We start from the raw sequence: 17,402 nt of genomic DNA, 5'->3' as shown, positions 1-17,402 counted from the left end.
CTGATGGACACCATGTTCGGGCTCTCGAACCGCGTCGCCATCGTCACGGGCGCGTCGTCGGGCCTGGGTCTCGGGTTCGCTCGCACCCTCGCTACTGCGGGCGCAACCGTGTATGCGGCGGCCCGACGCCTCGATCGCCTCGAAGCCCTCGCCGCCGAGGTGCCGAGCATCGTCCCGGTGCAGTGCGACGTCACCGTCGACTCGGACCGGCGCGCGCTCGTCGATCGCTGCTTCGAACAGTCGGGGCGTCTCGACGTCCTGGTCAACAATGCAGGCAAGCCCGGTCTGCCCAACGCCGAGGACGAAACGCTCGATGGGTTCCAGTCGATTCTCGACGTCAACCTGGTCGCCGGTTTCCACCTCGCAACCTACGCAGCAGGCAAGATCCCGCCGGGCGCGACAGCGTCGTTCGTCAACATCTCCTCGGTCATCGGTCTGGTGTCGACAGCCCCGATCGGAGGAGCGAGCTATGCCGCATCCAAGGCGGGGACGCTCGGTTTGACCCGCGAACTCGCCGGTCAGTGGGGTCGACGTGGGATCCGGGTGAACGCCGTGGTGCCGGGATGGTTCGATACGGAGATGACCGACGGGTTGTTCACCAACGACAAGTCGGCCGGCTGGGTTCGACGCAACACGATGCTCGGACGCGGCGGCGCCGACGGAGAGATCGACGGCGCCGTGCTGTTCCTGGCCTCCGACGCGTCGTCCTACATGACGGGACAGACCCTGATCGTCGACGGCGGCTGGACGGCCCGCTGATGCTGGCCGTCCAGCTCACCGAGTGGGGTGCGCCGCCCGAGTTCCGCGACATCCCCGACCCCGAACCGACCGACGAACAGCTCGTCCTGCGTGTGGACGCGGCCGGACTGTGCCGGTCCGATCTGCACGTCATGGATTCGTCCGCCGCTCGGTTCGCGTACCCGCTGCCACTCACACTGGGACACGAGGTGGCGGGAACCGTCGTCGCAGCAGGTCCGATGGCAGACAGTTCGTGGATCGGGCAGTCGGTCGTCGTGCACGGTCTGTGGGGATGCGGCACGTGTCGACAGTGTCTGCGCGGCAAGCAGAACTACTGCCTGACACTGACGCCGTCGTCGGACGGGCGGCTCGTGCCGATCGGCAACGGACTCGGCCACGGTGGCGGGCTGGCAGAACTGATGGTCGTTCCGTCGGCCGATGTTCTCGTCCCCACCGGCTCACTCGACCCGATCACGGCAGCACCGCTTGCCGACGCGGCACTCACCGCCTATCACGCCATCCGGACCAACGCCGACGTGATCGACAGCCGCAGCGTCGTCGTGGTCGTGGGGGTCGGCGGGCTCGGGCACTTGGCGGTTCAGATTCTGCGATCGTTCGGAGCGGGCCGGATACTGGCGATCGAGACGCGCGTCGAAACGCATTCTCTCGCTGTCTATTCCGGCGCGCACGAATGTCACGAAAGCTTTGCCGACGCCAAGCGAAGCATTACCGATCTCGGCGGGGTCGATCTCGTGCTCGATTTCGTCGGCGCTCCCGGCACGGTCGACGCAGGTGCGGAAGTACTCACGCCCGGTGGACGACTCGTCGTCGTGGGCAGCGCGGGCGGCCGGCTGACCGTCGGAAAGGATCTCGGTATGGCTGCGGGATGGCATGTGAGCGCGCCGTTCTGGGGAAATCGCGACGATCTACGTGCCGTCGTAGCACTCGCACAGGACGGGGCCCTGCACGCTGAGGTCACCACCTTCCCGTTCACCGACACCCTCGACGCCTACCAGCAACTACGCGCGGGGTCCATCACCGGCCGCGCGGTGATCGACATGAACGTATCGCGACGGAGAGAAGAGACACGACCGTGAAATGGCTTGCAGAACAGATGGTGTCCCGTGCTCAGCACTCACCCGACGACGTCGCCGTGGTCGACGAGTCGGGTAGTCACACGATCGGAAAGGTCGTCGCGGCCGCGCAAGTCTTGGCCGACGCCATCTCCGCCATCGACGTCGGCGCACCGACTGCGTTGATTCAAGCGGACAACACGTGGCGCACCGTCGCCACCGCACTGGCCGTCGGATTGCGCGGCGGCGTCGTCGCAGTGTTCAGCCCGCACGCGACCGAATCCGAATTCCACCTGGCGCTGGAGGACATCGCCCCGGATATCGTCGTCGGGGACCCGGATTCGTTGTCGCACTGGGGCGTTACCGACGAGCTGTTCCCCGTGTCGAACACCGCGTTCGCTGCGCATTCGCTGAGGTCGACGGGGCGTCCGTTCAGAGGCGTCGAACGGTGGAACGGTGGCGCGGCGATCGCCATGACATCCGGGTCGACCGGACGACCCAAGTGTGTCGTCCAGTCCGAGGATGCCATTCGCTATGCCTGCACCAGCACCATCGATGCAGTAGGGCTGAAGCCGGGTGAGGCGATCGGCGCGTTCGTCCCTCTGTCGTCCGTCGCCGCGTACTGTTTCGGCATGTACCTCCCCGCCCTGCTGGGTGGACGGATGGTTTCGATCGGCCGATGGTCCCCCGCCGGAGCGCTCGAAGCAGTGAACGATCACCAGGTGGCGTGGACGATGTTGGTGCCGACGATGGCGCTGCAACTGTCCGTCGCACCCGACTCGAAGGGCGCGTTGACGCCGATGCGCGCCATGACCGTCGGCGGCGGCCCGATGAACGAACGTGCTCTCGGCGAGGCCGAGCAGTGGCTGAACACGACGTTCCTCCGCGTGTTCGGTATGTCGGAATGCCTCGGTCACACGACGCCTGCGCTGGACGATCCGCCGTCGATCCGTCTCGGTCGCGACGGCCGTCCGTTCCCTGGCACGACCGTCCGCGCCGTCGACTCGGCCGGCGCTCCCCTTCCTCCCGGCGAGATCGGTGAAGCTCAGGTCACGGGCCCGTCGCTCTACGTCGGCTACGCGCGTGAGGGCAAACCGGTTCCACCGCAACTAACACCCGACGGATACCTGCCCACCGGCGATCTGGTCGAGGTCTTCGACGACGGCTCGATTCGCGTCATGGGCAGGCAGAAGCAGATCATCATTCGTGGTGGACGGAACATCGACATCAACGAGATGGAGTCTGCACTCGCGGCACTCGATTCCGTCGTCCAGGTCTGTGTCGTGCCTGTTCCCGACGACCTGCTCGGCGAACGAGCAGCAGCGCTCATCGTCACGGGCGGCGACGCAATGACATTGAGCGATGTCACTTCTCGTCTCGCTGCCACCGACTTCCCGAAGTTCAAGTGGCCGGAATACGTGTTCACGGTCGACGACCTGCCGCAGAATCGCGTCGGAAAGTTGTCTCGGCCCGACGCGACCGAGCTCGCCCGCAAGTTGGCGACACTAACTGACTCGAATTCAGATCGAAAACTGTAGACTCGACTGAATCTGTACACGCATCGACAGTGGGGACACCAATGACCGTAGGAACCGGCGTTCGTCGCGAGAGTCCACGATCCAAGCGAACCCGCATCTTGTCCGCAGCCATCGACCATTTCGGCAAAGTGGGTTACGAGCACACCAAGTGGGCGTCCATCGCCGACGAGGTCGGCATAGGACAGACCGCGCTGTACCACTACTTCGAGTCCAAGGGCCATTGCCTGCTCACCATCATGCGGCTCGAACTGGCCGACTCCGTCGAACGATTCAGCTCAGCGACGGAGGACATCTCCGATCCGGAGGAGGCGTTGCGCGCAGCGGTCACCGCGTCGCTCGCAGCCACTCCGACCGATGCGTTGCAACGGCGAATCCTGCAGAGCCACATGGATTTGCTCGCCACCGAGCGTCAGTCGGCGAAAGAAGAAGCCGAGCGACTGCAGTGCCGTGATCTGGTGCACCAGATCGAAATCAACTGGACGTCACTGATCGCGCGCGGCATCGAATCGCGCGAATTCACCAAGTCGGACCCGACGATGCAGGCACGCCTCGTGCTGGCGTTGATCATCAGCGTGTGGCGTTGGTACCGACCGGACGGCAAGCTCTCGATCGACGAGATCGCCGAATTCGTCACCGATGCCGTGATGCGAGTCGTCCGAGAGTAGATCTCGTCGGAGTTGGGCTCACGGGCCCTTCCCGCCCAGCCAAAACGAACAGAATTCAGTTGGGAGAATCATGTACAACCTGGTACTGGTCGCGGCGCGGCCACCCGAGTGGACGCACGACCAATTCATCACCTGGTGGCGAGGCGAACACGCCGATGTCACCTATCCCCTGCCGGGCCTCCTTCGATGGCAGCACACAGAACTGCTCGAGGCGTTCGGCGGACGATCCGAGGGCTGGGACGGACTGTCGGTCCTCAGTTTCGAATCCCGCGATACACTCGAAGCCGCACTGGCAAGCCCGGAATGGAAGGCCGCCGTCGAACACGTCGGGAACCTGGGCGGCCGTCGCATGATGTGGTACGGCGACGAGAAGACTATGGTTCCGCTGAAGGCAGTCGCGAGCGACTCGTGACGGCGTCGTCCTGGACCGAAGCCGGGTGCTTTCCCGTAACGGACGGCGTCCACCGCATCCCGCTGCAGATGCCGCAGGACGGTCTGCGTGCGATCAACGTCTATGTCCTCGCGACCGATAGCGGACTGGCCTTGATCGACGGCGGCTGGCATCGCGAGACGACGCACGACGAACTGTCGAAAGCGTTGTCTCACATAGGTCGTCGGCCGTCGGAAATTCACGACATCTACGTCACACACGTGCACCGCGACCATTACACGTTCGCGGTGGAATTGCGGCGTCGGTACGAATGTCGGGTTCATCTGGGCGCGGCGGAGGCGCCCGGCATCGCCGCCATCAACGAATTGAGAAACAACGTCCCCGAGCGTTCGATTCGTGAACTGCACCGAGCAGGGGCAGACCGTACAGCCCGAATCGCTCGAAAGAGCGCTCTGACGGAACCTTTCGCCCTGTCGGATTGGGAGCCTCCGGACGCATGGTCGACAGCCGGCCCCGTCGACGTTCCGGGCCTTCGGATCGAGGCGCTGCATACACCTGGTCATACCAAGGGCCACATGGTGTTTCACGACCTCGATCGCGGCATGACATTCACCGGCGATCACGTGCTACCAACCATCACTCCGTCCATCGGATTCGAGCTCGGTGACTGGGATCTGCCGTTGGCGAAGTACATCGCGTCCCTCGAGATGATGCTCGACGACGCCGATCGAACGATGTTGCCGTCGCACGGGTTTCCCGGTGGCAGTGTCCACGAACGGTGCCGCCAGCTTCTCGCGCATCACGAGCGCAGGCTGTCCGACACACTCGCCGTCGTCGACGGTCGTGGCCCCAGCACGGGCGCCGCGGTCGCTGCCGGTCTCACATGGACCCGTCGTGATCGGTCGTTCGACGAGCTCGACGATTTCAACCAGATGGTCGCGACGTGTGAAACTCTCGCGCATCTGGACGTTCTGGTCATGCGCGGAAAACTCTGTGTCCGAAACCGAAACGGGGTGGACATCTTCGGCTAGGGCTTTGCCCCTCGTGCGTGGTTATGTACAGCGGGGGCTGTACATAACCACGCTCGAGGGGGTCAGGCGCAGGTCCAGCCGCCATCGACATAGAGTTCGGACCCGGTAACGAACGTCGAGTCGTCTCCGGCCAGAAATGCCACTGCCGCAGCAACTTCCGACGCAGTGCCCAATCGACCCATCGGCGTGTTGGCGACCATGGCCTGGTGCCGCTCGGATCCCTCGTACCGCTCGAGCAATTGCTCCGTACCGATGAACCCAGGGTGCAGCGAGTTGACGCGCACGCCCTTCGTCGCCCAGTGCAGCGCGGCATTCTTCGTCATCGTGCGGACTGCACCTTTCGCAGCCGCGTAGGCGACGCTGTTGCCCAGTCCACCGACGCTGCCGAGGATCGAGCAGATGTTGACGATCGATCCACCACCGGACTGCTCGACGAACGCGCCCGCGTGCTTCATGCCGAGCCACGTGCCCGTCTGGCCGACTTCGACGACCCGGTTGAACGTCTCGACGGTCTCGTCCACGACCGTTCCGAGACTGCCGATGGCGCCATTGTTGACGAGCGCGTCGAGCCGCGAATACCGTTCCGTCACAGCGGCGACGACGTCCCGCCACTGACCTTCCTGCGTGATGTCGAGCGACAGCGCAAGGTGAGCTTCTGGATTGTCCTGCTCGGCCACGAGTTTCTCACAGGGCACCTGATCGACATCGGTGACGACGACCGAAGCGCCCTCGGACGCGAGTCGTCCGACGATGGACGCGCCGAGTCCGCCAGTCGCCCCCGTTACCAGCACGATCTTGTCGCTCAATCGCGAAGACATATCCGTCCTTCTCTCGATCACAGCTTGCTCAATACGTTTCGGCCGCCGACGAGCATCGCGAACGCGACACCGACCGTCGTCACGGCCGTCATCAGCAGCGCCATCGCCGCGACGAGCGGATAGGAACCGTTCTGCCACATGTCGAACAGCAATGTGCCCATGACCTGTGTCGTGGATGCGCGAACGAGCAGCGACGCCGCGAACTCGTGCGTCAGCAGGATGAACATCAACGCGACCGCACTGAGAATCGTCGGACGCATGAGCGGCAGCATGATGCGCAGCGTCGTCACGAACGGCGATGCACCACTAGTCGCCGACGCCTCGGTGTACGTATTTCCCAGCGACAGCATCGCCGTCATCTGCATCCTCGTCGCGAACGGCAACATCAGCACGACATAGACGAGAATGATCACCGTCCGAGTGCCGTACAGGATGAGCGGCGGTTCGGTGTAGGTGAGCAGGAATCCGACACCGAAGATCACTGCCGGGATACCGAGCGGCAGCGCCGTGATCAGGTCTGCGATGAGCGCGAGGATCTTGAACCGTCTGCCGCGGACGAGGAGGTTGGCCATCAAGTAACCGAGCGGAATACAGATCGCCACCGCCCCCAGGGACGTCAGTATGCTGGTGAGTACCGATTGCACGACTGCATTGTTCCCGAGAAGCTCACGGAAGTTGTCCAGTGTCAACAGACTCCATGACAACGACCCGGACCAGTACGGCGTCAGGGACACGATGATCAGGCCGAGCAGTGGGATCACGAGCGCGAACAAAGCGAAGATTCCGATGGTCACCGCGGCCCAGGTGCCTCGCCCGCTGGGCGTCGAGAACGCCTTGCCGCCGTGCGTGACGAACCGAGTCTGGTTGCCCAACAGGACCTTCTGCGTGAGAACGAGGACGATTCCGAAGATCACGAGGGGCGAACCGGCGGCCGCAGCCGCAGCGAAGTCCGACGGCGATTCCGACACACGCCGGTACATCTCCGTCGTCAGCACCTTGACGCCGCTGTTCTGCCCGAGCAGCAACGGACCGGTGAACTGACCGAGGCCGAGCAGTAAGGCGATACCACCGCCGTAGATGAGCGAGGGCCGCAGCAACGGCAGAACGATCTTGAAAAAGATTCCGAGCGTGGACGATCCGCTGACCTGAGCCGCTTCGAGATGCTCGGAGCTGATGTTCTGCATCCCGGAGCTGACGAACAGGTAGACGAAGGACGTCAGACCGAATCCGGTGAGGACGATGATCCACGGAACGGTGTACACATCGATCGGGCCGGTGTCCGATCCACTCCACCACGGCAGCTTTCGCAGCAGAACGTTGAGATAGCCGGGCCCCGGCGACAACAGGAATGCCCAGCCGACGACGCTCGCCACGGCAGGCATGACGATCGGCAGAATCGGAATGATCCGGAGCCAGCCGAGTTTCGCCGGCAACCTACTTGCAGCGAATGCCAGCAGAGTGCCGAGAACCATCGCGATCACGAGAGAACCGAGCGCGAGCGCGATCGTCGTCCGCAGCGTCACACCGACGTCGAACCGGCCGTATTGGCTCGAGTAACCTGCGGCACCGTCCTCCAGTGCCAGCATCTGCAGCCGAATCATCGGCAGCACGACGAGATAGCCGAGGATCGCCAGCAGCGCCACGTACCCGATACGAGCGCGCCAATGCGGAGGAACAGAGAACGACGACTTCGGAGGTTCCGCCGGTGTGACGTCGGTGCTCTCAGGTGCAGTCAGTGTCGCCATCAGGAACGATCTCCCGCAGCCGTGCCGACCAAGTCCGGGGTCGTTGCGTGCTCGCTGCCTGCCATCGGGTACACCCGCAGGCTCGACGGCGAGAAGCTCACGACGACGTCGTCGCCCGGGTTACTGCCGCGGAGCCATCGGCCGTGTTCGGCCGCCGAAGCGCGCAGCATGAGCTGTTCCGTCCCAGTCCTGACCGTCACGTCGAAGTAGCGACCGCCGTACTCGTGGGCCACCATTTGCGCATGCAACGGCACGTTGCCGACCGGAACGTCACTCGTGGACGCGTGAAGCAGCACATCGTCCGGACGGAAGCGCGCCACGGCGACCGACCCTTGGTCGGCTCGGTCACGTACGACCGCAGCCGACAGATCGATGACGTCACCGGCGCTGGTGACCCACCCGTTGTGTCCGTTGCGAAGTTCGAGACGGTTGCCCATCCCGATGAACGCGGCGACGTATTCGGACACCGGGTTCTCGAAGACGTCCTCGGGTGCGTCGTACTGCTCGATCTTGCCTGACTTCATGATGGCCAGCCGGTCACCGAGGGCGAACGCCTCGGACTGATCGTGGGTCACGAACACCGCTGTGAAACCGAGCGTTTGGTGGAGTTGGTGAATTTGCGAGCGGACCTGGTCGCGGAGTCGAGCGTCGAGGTTGCTCAGCGGTTCGTCGAACAGCACCAGATCCGGTTCGGCGACGAGCCCGCGAGCCACCGCCACGCGCTGCTGCTGTCCACCGCTCAACTGAGATGGATAGCGATCGAGTAATTTTCCGCAGTCGACCATCTCGGCCGCAGCCTCGACGGCACCGTCGGCGATCGCCTTCTTCAGTTTGCGCACCTTCAAGGGATAACGGATGTTCTCCGCGACGGTCATGTGCGGCCACAAGGCGTACGACTGGAACACCATGCCGATGCTGCGCTTGTGCGCGGGGACGTGGATCTTGGATGCCGCGTCGAACACGGGTGCACCTCGGAACGAAATGGATCCCCCCTGAGGCGTTTCCAGCCCGGCAAGGCATCGCAGTGTCGTGGTCTTTCCGCATCCGCTCGGACCGAGCAACACGAGAAACTCCCCGTGCTCGATCTCCAGGTCGAGCTGGTCGACGACCACGTTCGATCCATAGGTCTTCACGAGACCGGAAACAGCAAATTGCGACGTCATCTAAACACTCACTTTCGAAACTTTCGGTGTACGTACGCCGGCTCCGGTGCCGCCGTCGACCATGATGTCCGACCCTGTCACGTAACTGCTTCCACGCCCGGCGAGGAAGCGGACGACGCCTGCGACCTCCTGGGGCGTCCCACGGCGCTGCATCGGAATGCTGCGCACGTAGGACTCCATGTCGTCTGCCGCGAAATCGGGCGTCGCGGTGATCGCGGTGTCGATGCTTCCCGGGCAGACGGCGTTGACGCGAATGTCCCTGTCGGCCAACTCCAGAGCTGCAACCTTCGTCAGAGCCCGCACTCCGAACTTCGACGCACCGTATGCACCGAGTTCGGCCGTCGCCAGCACGCCCCGTAGCGACGAGATGTTGACGACCGATCCACCGGGACGCATGACATCGGCCGCAGCTTTCAGACCGAGGAAGGTGCCGACGAGGTTGAGATCCAGCAGCGTGCGGAACTGCTTCAACGACGTCTGCTGCAACGTGGCTTTCATGGCCGCACCCGCACTGTTGACGAGAACGTCGAGCCCATGACCTTGCCGTGTCATGTCGGAAGTGACTGCAGCCCAGTGTTCTTCATCGGTGACGTCGAGATGTCGATAGTGTGCGTTCGGCCCGAGCCGTTCGGCGAGTTCGATCCCGGCCGTGTCGTCGACATCGGTCAGGTACACCGTCGCTCCCTGCGCCGCGAACAACTCGGCGCATGCCCCGCCGATCCCTCCCGACGCTCCGGTGACGAGCACGCCCCGGCCCTTCATCGACTCGTCGACTCCAGTCATGTTGCGCCCCTCTGGCTTTCTCGTTCGAACGTGGTCAGCTCTGGAACAGGGTCTGCCATTCCTGGGAGTACTGTTCGACCTTCTCGGGCGTCAGGTCCGCGACGTCGGGCGACACGATGTCCTGCGCACGAGCCACCGCGCCCGGGATATCAGGCAGGGCAGCCGCGTATCCACCGTTCAGAGCCGTTTGACCCTCGATCGTCACCATGAAGTTCGCCAGCACCTGCGCCGCATTCGGATGCTGTGAAGCACTCAGAACTTCGGTGTACCAGGGGGTTCCCCACGGCCGCTCCGGAAGCGCCCAATCGACCGGAGCGCCGGCCGCGACCTCGGTGACAAGCGGCTGGACCGACGGGCTCACGACGACCTCACCGGACGTGAGTGCCTGCGCGACACCGAGGGCACTGGGGTATACACGAGGCTTCAACTCGGCCAATCGATCCCAGTAATCCTCGCCGTACGTCTGGCTGTAGTACCGATACATGTCCACGTAGGACGCGATCCCAGTGGGATTGACGATGCCGATCTTGCCCTGGAATTTCGGGTCGAGAAGATCACCCGGCGTCGTCAGCCCCTCCGGGACGGCGTCGGTGTTCCATCCGAGACCGAAGACCGCTGCGCTGGCGAGAAAGAACTTGTCACCGATGACGCTCGCTTCGGGGTCGAATGCAGGCGCCTCGAGATCAGGACCGACGAGGTCCGTCGAATAGGCGCCGGACTCTGCAGCATTCTGAATCCACGACGCGTCGGTAAGCATGTGCACGTCCGCGATACCGGTGCCCGTTCTGTTCTCGGTCTCGACCCGCGGATTGATCTCGGAGTCCGTGCCGCGCACGTATTCCATCTTGATCTCCGGATACTTCGCCTGGAACGCGGCGACCAGTGCGTCCAAGTTGGCGGGCTTCTGGCTCGAGTACAGCATGACGCTGCCTTCCTCGTTGGCCGCCGCTACCACCTCGTCCCAGCTTCCCTCGACCGGACCGGACGCGCTGGAGGATCCACCGCACGCAGTGACGCCGACCAGTGCCGCCGCGGCAGCAAGGGCGATCGTCGCCTTCCTGAAAATCTTCATGTCTGCGTCCTTTCGGGCACGCAAGTGAGCCCCGAGCCGACTCGCACGGTCCTCTTCGAATGTGGTGAGGTTCGACGTTCGAAACGCACTTCACGTCCGGGCAGAACGCCCGGTCGAGCAGTCACTTGCGAACTGAACTGATCTCAGTTTGAAAGATAGTGGTCGTTACTTGTGATGTCAATCACCAGAAAGTCTTGACGTGACCCGCATCGCGCGCTACTAGACCGCAGGTACGGAGACACCGTCGACGACGGTCGTTGCCGCGGTGCGTCCGAAGACGAGAGCGCTGGCCAGTCCACCCGCGTAGGCGCGATGCCACAGACCCCCGGTGTCCGATCCCGCAGCCAACAGGCCGGGAATCGGGGCCCCGTCGACACCGAGCACACGAGCACGGTCGTCGACGGACACGCCGTGGAATGGGAACGTGATGGCCGGCACCGTTTCGATGACGTAGTACGGCGGTTCGGCGAGGGGTTCCGCATCGTGGGCGCGGCCGGGCACCAGGTCGTCGTCCCGCAGCGCCGAATCGTTGAATCGCTGGATCTCCGAGGCGATCGCCGACCCGTCGTAACCCCACTCCTCGGGCAGGTACTCGAGTTCGTCGAGCGAGTCCGCCCGACCGACGCGTCCTCCACGCTTGCCTGCAAGCTCGAACTTGTCGATGGCGACGGCGCCCTCCACGTAGGAGGCCAGCATCCAGTCCCGGTGCACCCGAGCGTCGGCGATCAAGAGACCACGCGCCTCCGGCTGCGCGAGCAGTTCCATCGTCGTCAGATGGTCGCCGAGCGTCTCGTCGACGAATCGTTCGTTGCTCAGGTTGAACAGCAGCGCGTGCTCGCTGTAGTAGAGGGACATGTCGACGAAGTCGGCGGGGTCGGCGAGCCGCACGCCACTAGGGATGAGGTGTCCGTAGAAGCCTGCGTTCTCGTTGCGCGTCGCGGCACCGATCGCGTTGGCCAATCGGTACCCGTCGCCGCGGCTGTGCGGATTCGACCGAAGCTCCATGTCGACCGCGGCGGCGTGGACGTGGCGTGCGATCAGTTCCTTGTCACCCTGGAATCCCCCGGTCGCCAGAAGCGTATGTGCGGCATGGACTTCCCGTGCAGGTTCGGAACCGGTCCGGACGCGCGCTCCACGAACCGCAGATCCACCCCGGAGAAGATCGTCGGTGGTGGAGTTCAGCAGCACCGTTCCGCCCGATTGGACGACGATCCGCTTACAGATGTCGACGTAGTGATTCGTGTCGAACGCGTGCCCGCGACCGAAGCTCAGAATCCTCTGTGCCTCACCGACGTCGACTCCGACGGATCGAATCCATTCGACGCCGTCGTCGAACCCATCGATCAGGCGGTGTTTCAGCGCAAGGTCGCCCTTCGGATTCTGCTCGTGCAGCACCTCGTAATTCGGTGCTGTCCACACATATCCAGCGAACCGGGCCGAGCCGCCGACGTCGGGCCCGACCTCGACAACGCAGACCGACTTACATGCTCTGGCTGCGCTGGCAGCGGCAGTCAGGCCCGCCATGCCGCCGCCGATGACCAACAGGTCGTATTCCGGATCGTTCACGTCGATACTCCACTTTCTTGTCAGTGTGCTCTGTTCACACGGTGGTCGGATGGACGAGCACTCGAACGCGAGGCTCCTCCATCAGGTCGGCTGCGAGCGCGGTACGGATGAGTTGTTCCGGAACGGTGAGACGGACCGTCTCCTGGGCGCGGTACTCGGCCCAGTTCTTGAACGTGCAGAATTCGACGTACGTGGTGGCCGAATCGGTCGCCTGAGCCATCGACCAGCGCAACGCCCCTAGGCGTAGCCGCGACGACCTCAAGCGCGGGGCACCTTCGACGAAGTGGCCAGTCCGCTGAGGATGGACCGTGTACGTCGTTTCGACGACGACTTTTCGCCCGTGGAAGTCCGGTTCGAGGTCCGGCGGTCCTGACACGCCGGACGGGTCGGGCGCGATCTCGTCGCTGGGCAGAATCCCACGGCGCAGCAACCCTATCGCCGACACCGCCATCGCCATCGCGGAAAGCACGACGGCGATGGCGAGACCGATCATGTCGGCGAGAAGCCCCCACAGCAGGGCACCGACTGCCTGGCTGCCCTGGAACGTCAGCATGATGAACGCGATCACCCTTGATTTGATCCACGGCGGCATCACGGCATGCGTCGCGATCATCCATGTGCTCTGCACACCCACCCATGCCGCGCCGACGATCACCAGCAGAACGAACACGACCGACGTCAAGGGCACGAACGCGAGACCGGCCAGCACCACCGCGTACGCGGCAGATCCGACCGCTGCGAACGCATTCCAGCTCAGTCGAGTCCGCAGGGGCATCAGAGCGACAGTGCCTGCCACTGCACCGATCCCGATCGCGCCGGACAGAACACCGAACTCGAACGTCGTCACGTGCAACACCTCGTAGGCGACGACCGGCAGCAGCGCCCACAGGCAGCTCGCGGGCAGTCCGAACATCAACACTCGGAACAGCAGCCGACAAGTCCAGCGTGAATGCCGTATGAATCGAAGGCTCGTCGTCACTGATTCCAGGACCGACCCAATCTTCGGGCCTCGCCCGGACGCACGCGGAATCTGACTGGCCGCCAACCCTGTGCACAGCAGGAACAAGACGGTGACCAGACCGAATGTCGAGGTGGCACCCCACGCAGCCAGCAGTGCGCCGCCGAGTACCGGACCGATCGCTCGCGCACCATTGAAGATGGCGCCGTCGATCGCAGGCACGACGGCCATCATCTCTCGGGTTGCCAGCGTCGGCAGAAGCGATTGCCAGACGATCGCCACCGAGGCCAGACCGCATCCGGACATGAAAACGGCAGCCATCAAGATCGGCGTCACAGCGAACCCGAAGAATTGCAGTGTCGTCAGCAGGACCGACGTGACCAGCAGGCCCATTGCAGTTCCCGTCAAGAGCTTCCGATGGCCGGCATGCTCGGCGATCGCGCCGATCGGAAGGGAGAAGAGAAAAAACGGCAGACTCGCTGCGAACTGCACCGACGACACCGTGAACGCGGAGGCGCCGGCTTGCGTCAACGTCCATTGGACTGCGAGAACCAGGATCCAAATCCCGACCGCGGCACTGAGCTCGAACCCCAGCATCATCCGTAGTCGACGGACACGGAACGGTGTCAGGAATCCAACGGTCTGGGATTGTTCCACCTGGGAGCTCCTCTCCAGCTTGCTTGACATGAATTTAGTTCAGTCGACTCGATTCTGTGTTAGTTTCGCCTTCGTCGTCGCCCCGAAGTCGGGCCGACTTTTGATTTTCGCCGCGCATGGGAGGTTTCACCCGCGTGAAGAGCAGAACGATCTGCCTCGCATCCCCACCGACCGGAAAACTGAACCTGTCCCACTTCGACGTGTGCGACACCGAACTGGACGCCCCGAGGGACGGCGAAGTCCTGGTACGGAACATATGGCTGTCGATCGACCCATCGATCCGCCTTCGTCTCGGCCCGGACAGGCCCGCCGGCTATCTACCACCGATCCAACCCGGCGACGCACTGTCAGGGCTCGCGCTCGGCGAAGTTCTCGACTCTCGTAGCGATGGCTTCTCCCCCGGCGACGTCGTGTCCCACATGATGGGCTACCGCGACTACGCGGTTATCGACAGTGTCGCCGGAGGGCTCGGCGGAGCCGGAACTTCGACCAAAATCGATTCGAAAAGCTTCCCTATTCAGTGGTTTCTAGGACCGCTGGGCAGTTCGGGCCTGACTGCGTACGTGGGACTCTTCGACGTACTCGGCATCGAATCGACCGACACGTTATGGGTGTCCGCGGCGGCCGGAGCCGTCGGCAGCATCGCAGCGCAGCTCGCGAAATTACACGGGTGCACCGTCGTCGCATCGGCGGGCAGCGCAGACAAGGTGGCGTTCCTCCGCGAGTCATTGGGCGTGACACGCGCTTTCGACTACCACGACGGCGACGTAGGAGCGCTGCTCGCTCACGCCGCTCCTGACGGCATCGACGCGTATTTCGACAACGTCGGCGGCGGGCATTTCGCTGCCGCTCTCGATCACCTGAATACAGGCGGCCGTGTCGCGATGTGCGGGGCCGTTTCGACCTACGGCGCGAGTGGGTCGATGCCGTCGAACCTGTTCCAGATCACGGCAAAGAGCCTGCGACTGCAGGGTTTCAGAGCCGGCGCCTACAACCATCTCTACGACGACATGCGCGCTCTCGTGGGCGGATACCTGCAGAACGGAACGTTGATCTACCAGGAATCCGTTTACGACGGGCTGGAGCAGGCCCCGGCAGCGCTCGTCGGAATGTTGAACGGCGACACCACAGGGAAGACGCTGGTCAGGGTCGGCCAATGAACCCCGACACCTATTCGACGGACCGCGAACGGCATTGACACACAACGGTTTCGCCGCAACGCCACCGCGGAAGAGCTGGCTGACGACATCGCCTACCTGGCGTCAGCAGGTTCCGACGAAGCATTCGGCGCGATCTTGTCCAGCAACGGCGGCAGATCCACGGTCCGACTCAGCACGATCTCGTCGAAAAGGACGTCTTCGGTCGCAGCCGCAGGGTCGGCGATCGGAGTGACGTCGACGATCACCGCCTCGGCGGGCGCGGCTGCGATGGCGGCCTCGTCTTCCGTCAGCGTTCCCTGTCCGCCACGAATCCACGGCAGAGCGCTGCACGCACCGACCGCGACCGCAAGGCCTGTCCACTGCAGGACATTCAGTGTCTCACCGAGAACGACCTGGGCCGCCAACACACCCAGGACGGGATCGAGCAGTCCGAGAAGACTCACCCGTCCGGAGCCCAGGGTTCGGATTGCGATCAGCGAGCATCCGATCGCGAGAGGCAGCAGTACCAATCCTTGCATCAGGACCGACGCCCACCCGATGGGCGCGAAAGACCAAGTCACGCCGTCGATCACGACGAAGATGCCTACAGTGACACCGGCACCCAATGCAGTCAGACCGGCAGCGGTGACGGCACTCGTCCGGCGAATCCACCGTTCGGCTATCACGAAGTACAGCGCGTAGCCGAACGCACTGGCCAACGCGTAGACCACGCCGGAGAACGCCACCTCGCCGGGGTCGCTCCCGAGCACGAGAGCGAGCCCGCCGATCATGAGAACCCCCAGCACGATTTGTCCGCGGGGCACGCGCTGCCCGAACCCGAGCCACAGAAGTGCCAGCACGATCATCGGGTAGCAGTGCACGACGATGGTCGACAACTGGGCGCCCGAATCCCTCACCGCGACGAAGAAGGCGAGCAACTGCAACCCGAAGATCGGGCCGCAGAAGAAGGCCACACCGAGTGCGTGCGAAGGCTTCGTCGTGCGTAGCCTGCCGGTGACGAGCGCGAAGGTCAGCAGGACAGCGGCACCGATGAGGCAGCGCAGCGTGACTTGGACCGTGCTGGGAACGCCCCCCCTGGAGGCCCACTGCGGCGGCCACAGGCGAAAGCGAAAAGGCCACAATGGAAACCAAACCGATGAGCCACGCCTTCGCGATCGGATTCTTCGTGCCGACTGCGCGTACTGGAACCGACACTGGACGGAGACCGGCATCGACCGCCACGTCACGACGGAGGGAGAGCATGGAAGGGCCACAACTTTCGCGACAAGAGGACGTAGACACGGAGATGTGCCTACGCCTGGAGGGGGATATACGAGTGGTAGAGCGGGATGACGACCTATGCCCTACGATCGCGCGTTCATGGAACGAACAAGTGGCTCGGCTCGCTGGGAGAATGTTGACACGCGCGTGACCTGCGGTCAAGCGGACAGAAGACGCCCCCGAACTCGGGCGAGCGTCACGCCGATTCGGCGATCGATCGGTGGTGGATTACACGATTCCTACTGCGGCACAACCGGTTTCGGAGGACATCATTCGAACACAGTTCGAGGCCGTGCACCCATGAGTTACTTGACACTGGCATCAATGTTGTGCAGATCACACTCCAGTGGGCTCAGCACGACCTGTGAACGCGGAACGCAGCGGGCTCGATCTCCTCGGTGTCGTTCGATGGCTTGAATGCGTCCCCGGTCCAGCCGGCCCGATCACTCCTCGGACTCGTCTTCGCCCTCCGCCTGACTGGTTTGCAGTTTCGCCTTGTCGGCGAGCATGTGCGGATCCGAGTCGGGATCCTGGTCGGGGTCGTAGCCTTCGGGCCGGTCGGGTTGTGTCGCGTCTGTGCTCATACTGCGGCGATACCCGGACGACCCCGATCGAATCCTCGGCCTATCGCCTTCGCGTCGGTCAGGCCGCTTCCATACACGAGAGCGCCGGTTCCACGATCGTGCGAAGCTCACCGCCGAGCGGGACCAGAAAGTCACTTCTGACCAGGAAGGAGTATGCACCTACTCCCGAGGTTTCGTTCTGCACCAGCACAAGTCCGTCG

16 protein-coding genes are annotated in these 17,402 nt (G+C 63.7%); 7 read left to right on the top strand and 9 right to left on the bottom strand.

Annotated features, from left to right (window positions below):
- The first annotated feature begins 3 nt into the window (after positions 1-3).
- The 6 genes from A3K89_RS02125 (at position 4) to A3K89_RS02100 (ending at position 5,436) form a co-directional block, all read left to right on the top strand.
- On the top strand, positions 4-759 hold the full coding sequence (locus A3K89_RS02125) for an SDR family NAD(P)-dependent oxidoreductase (protein ID WP_068421123.1): 756 nt from the start codon (positions 4-6) through the stop codon (positions 757-759).
- The gene (locus A3K89_RS02120) at positions 759-1,835 is read left to right on the top strand and encodes an alcohol dehydrogenase catalytic domain-containing protein (protein WP_068421120.1); all 1,077 of its coding nucleotides are present in this window, start codon (positions 759-761) and stop codon (positions 1,833-1,835) included. The genes A3K89_RS02125 and A3K89_RS02120 overlap by 1 nt, the downstream gene beginning before the upstream one ends.
- 17 nt (positions 1,836-1,852) lie before the next feature.
- Positions 1,853-3,349 (top strand): class I adenylate-forming enzyme family protein, encoded by a 1,497-nt coding sequence (locus tag A3K89_RS02115; RefSeq protein WP_068421270.1) that lies wholly within the window; start codon positions 1,853-1,855, stop codon positions 3,347-3,349.
- A gap of 41 nt (positions 3,350-3,390) precedes the next feature.
- A complete protein-coding gene (locus A3K89_RS02110) occupies positions 3,391-4,014 on the top strand; it encodes a TetR/AcrR family transcriptional regulator (protein ID WP_068421119.1) in 624 nt (207 codons plus the stop codon).
- Positions 4,015-4,084: 70 nt separating this feature from the next.
- Positions 4,085-4,426: an EthD domain-containing protein gene (locus A3K89_RS02105; RefSeq protein ID WP_068421118.1), complete on the top strand. Its 342-nt coding sequence runs from the start codon at positions 4,085-4,087 to the stop codon at positions 4,424-4,426.
- Positions 4,423-5,436 (top strand): MBL fold metallo-hydrolase, encoded by a 1,014-nt coding sequence (locus A3K89_RS02100; RefSeq protein WP_254303378.1) that lies wholly within the window; start codon positions 4,423-4,425, stop codon positions 5,434-5,436. The genes A3K89_RS02105 and A3K89_RS02100 overlap by 4 nt, the downstream gene beginning before the upstream one ends.
- Positions 5,437-5,498: 62 nt before the next feature.
- Here the strand turns inward: A3K89_RS02100 and A3K89_RS02095 are convergent, their stop codons facing one another.
- From A3K89_RS02095 to A3K89_RS02065, 7 genes are all read right to left on the bottom strand, one after another.
- A complete protein-coding gene (locus tag A3K89_RS02095) occupies positions 5,499-6,254 on the bottom strand; it encodes an SDR family NAD(P)-dependent oxidoreductase (protein ID WP_068421115.1) in 756 nt (251 codons plus the stop codon).
- Between the two features lie 17 nt (positions 6,255-6,271).
- Positions 6,272-7,999 (bottom strand): ABC transporter permease, encoded by a 1,728-nt coding sequence (locus tag A3K89_RS02090; RefSeq protein ID WP_068421110.1) that lies wholly within the window; start codon positions 7,997-7,999, stop codon positions 6,272-6,274.
- Entirely contained in the window at positions 7,999-9,162 is a 1,164-nt protein-coding gene (locus A3K89_RS02085; protein WP_068421107.1) for an ABC transporter ATP-binding protein, read from the bottom strand. Before A3K89_RS02085 ends, A3K89_RS02090 begins: the two co-directional genes overlap by 1 nt.
- On the bottom strand, positions 9,163-9,945 hold the full coding sequence (locus A3K89_RS02080) for an SDR family NAD(P)-dependent oxidoreductase (RefSeq protein WP_068421104.1): 783 nt from the start codon (positions 9,943-9,945) through the stop codon (positions 9,163-9,165).
- Between the two features lie 34 nt (positions 9,946-9,979).
- Positions 9,980-11,017: an ABC transporter substrate-binding protein gene (locus A3K89_RS02075; RefSeq protein WP_084423534.1), complete on the bottom strand. Its 1,038-nt coding sequence runs from the start codon at positions 11,015-11,017 to the stop codon at positions 9,980-9,982.
- Positions 11,018-11,236: 219 nt separating this feature from the next.
- The gene (locus A3K89_RS02070; RefSeq protein ID WP_084423527.1) at positions 11,237-12,583 is read right to left on the bottom strand and encodes an FAD-binding protein; all 1,347 of its coding nucleotides are present in this window, start codon (positions 12,581-12,583) and stop codon (positions 11,237-11,239) included.
- A 34-nt stretch (positions 12,584-12,617) separates the two neighbouring features.
- Complete coding sequence (locus tag A3K89_RS02065) at positions 12,618-14,198, bottom strand: MFS transporter (protein ID WP_167674219.1); 1,581 nt, start codon at positions 14,196-14,198, stop codon at positions 12,618-12,620.
- 134 nt (positions 14,199-14,332) lie between these two features.
- Between A3K89_RS02065 and A3K89_RS02060 the strand changes: the two genes are divergently transcribed.
- Positions 14,333-15,358, top strand: a complete 1,026-nt coding sequence (locus A3K89_RS02060; protein WP_068421258.1) for an NADP-dependent oxidoreductase — start codon at positions 14,333-14,335, stop codon at positions 15,356-15,358.
- 92 nt (positions 15,359-15,450) lie between these two features.
- On the opposite strand, the gene A3K89_RS02055 is transcribed toward A3K89_RS02060, so the two are convergent.
- On the bottom strand, positions 15,451-16,479 hold the full coding sequence (locus A3K89_RS02055) for a DMT family transporter (RefSeq protein WP_068421101.1): 1,029 nt from the start codon (positions 16,477-16,479) through the stop codon (positions 15,451-15,453).
- 582 nt (positions 16,480-17,061) lie between these two features.
- Entirely contained in the window at positions 17,062-17,202 is a 141-nt protein-coding gene (locus A3K89_RS25925; RefSeq protein ID WP_167674217.1) for a hypothetical protein, read from the bottom strand.
- Positions 17,203-17,402 lie beyond the last annotated feature (200 nt).

This window comes from Rhodococcoides kyotonense, assembly GCF_001645385.1.
Lineage (GTDB): Bacteria > Actinomycetota > Actinomycetes > Mycobacteriales > Mycobacteriaceae > Rhodococcoides > Rhodococcoides kyotonensis_B.
The sequence above is the reverse complement of the archived record's forward strand: the minus strand, read 5'-3'. Positions and strand labels throughout refer to the sequence as shown.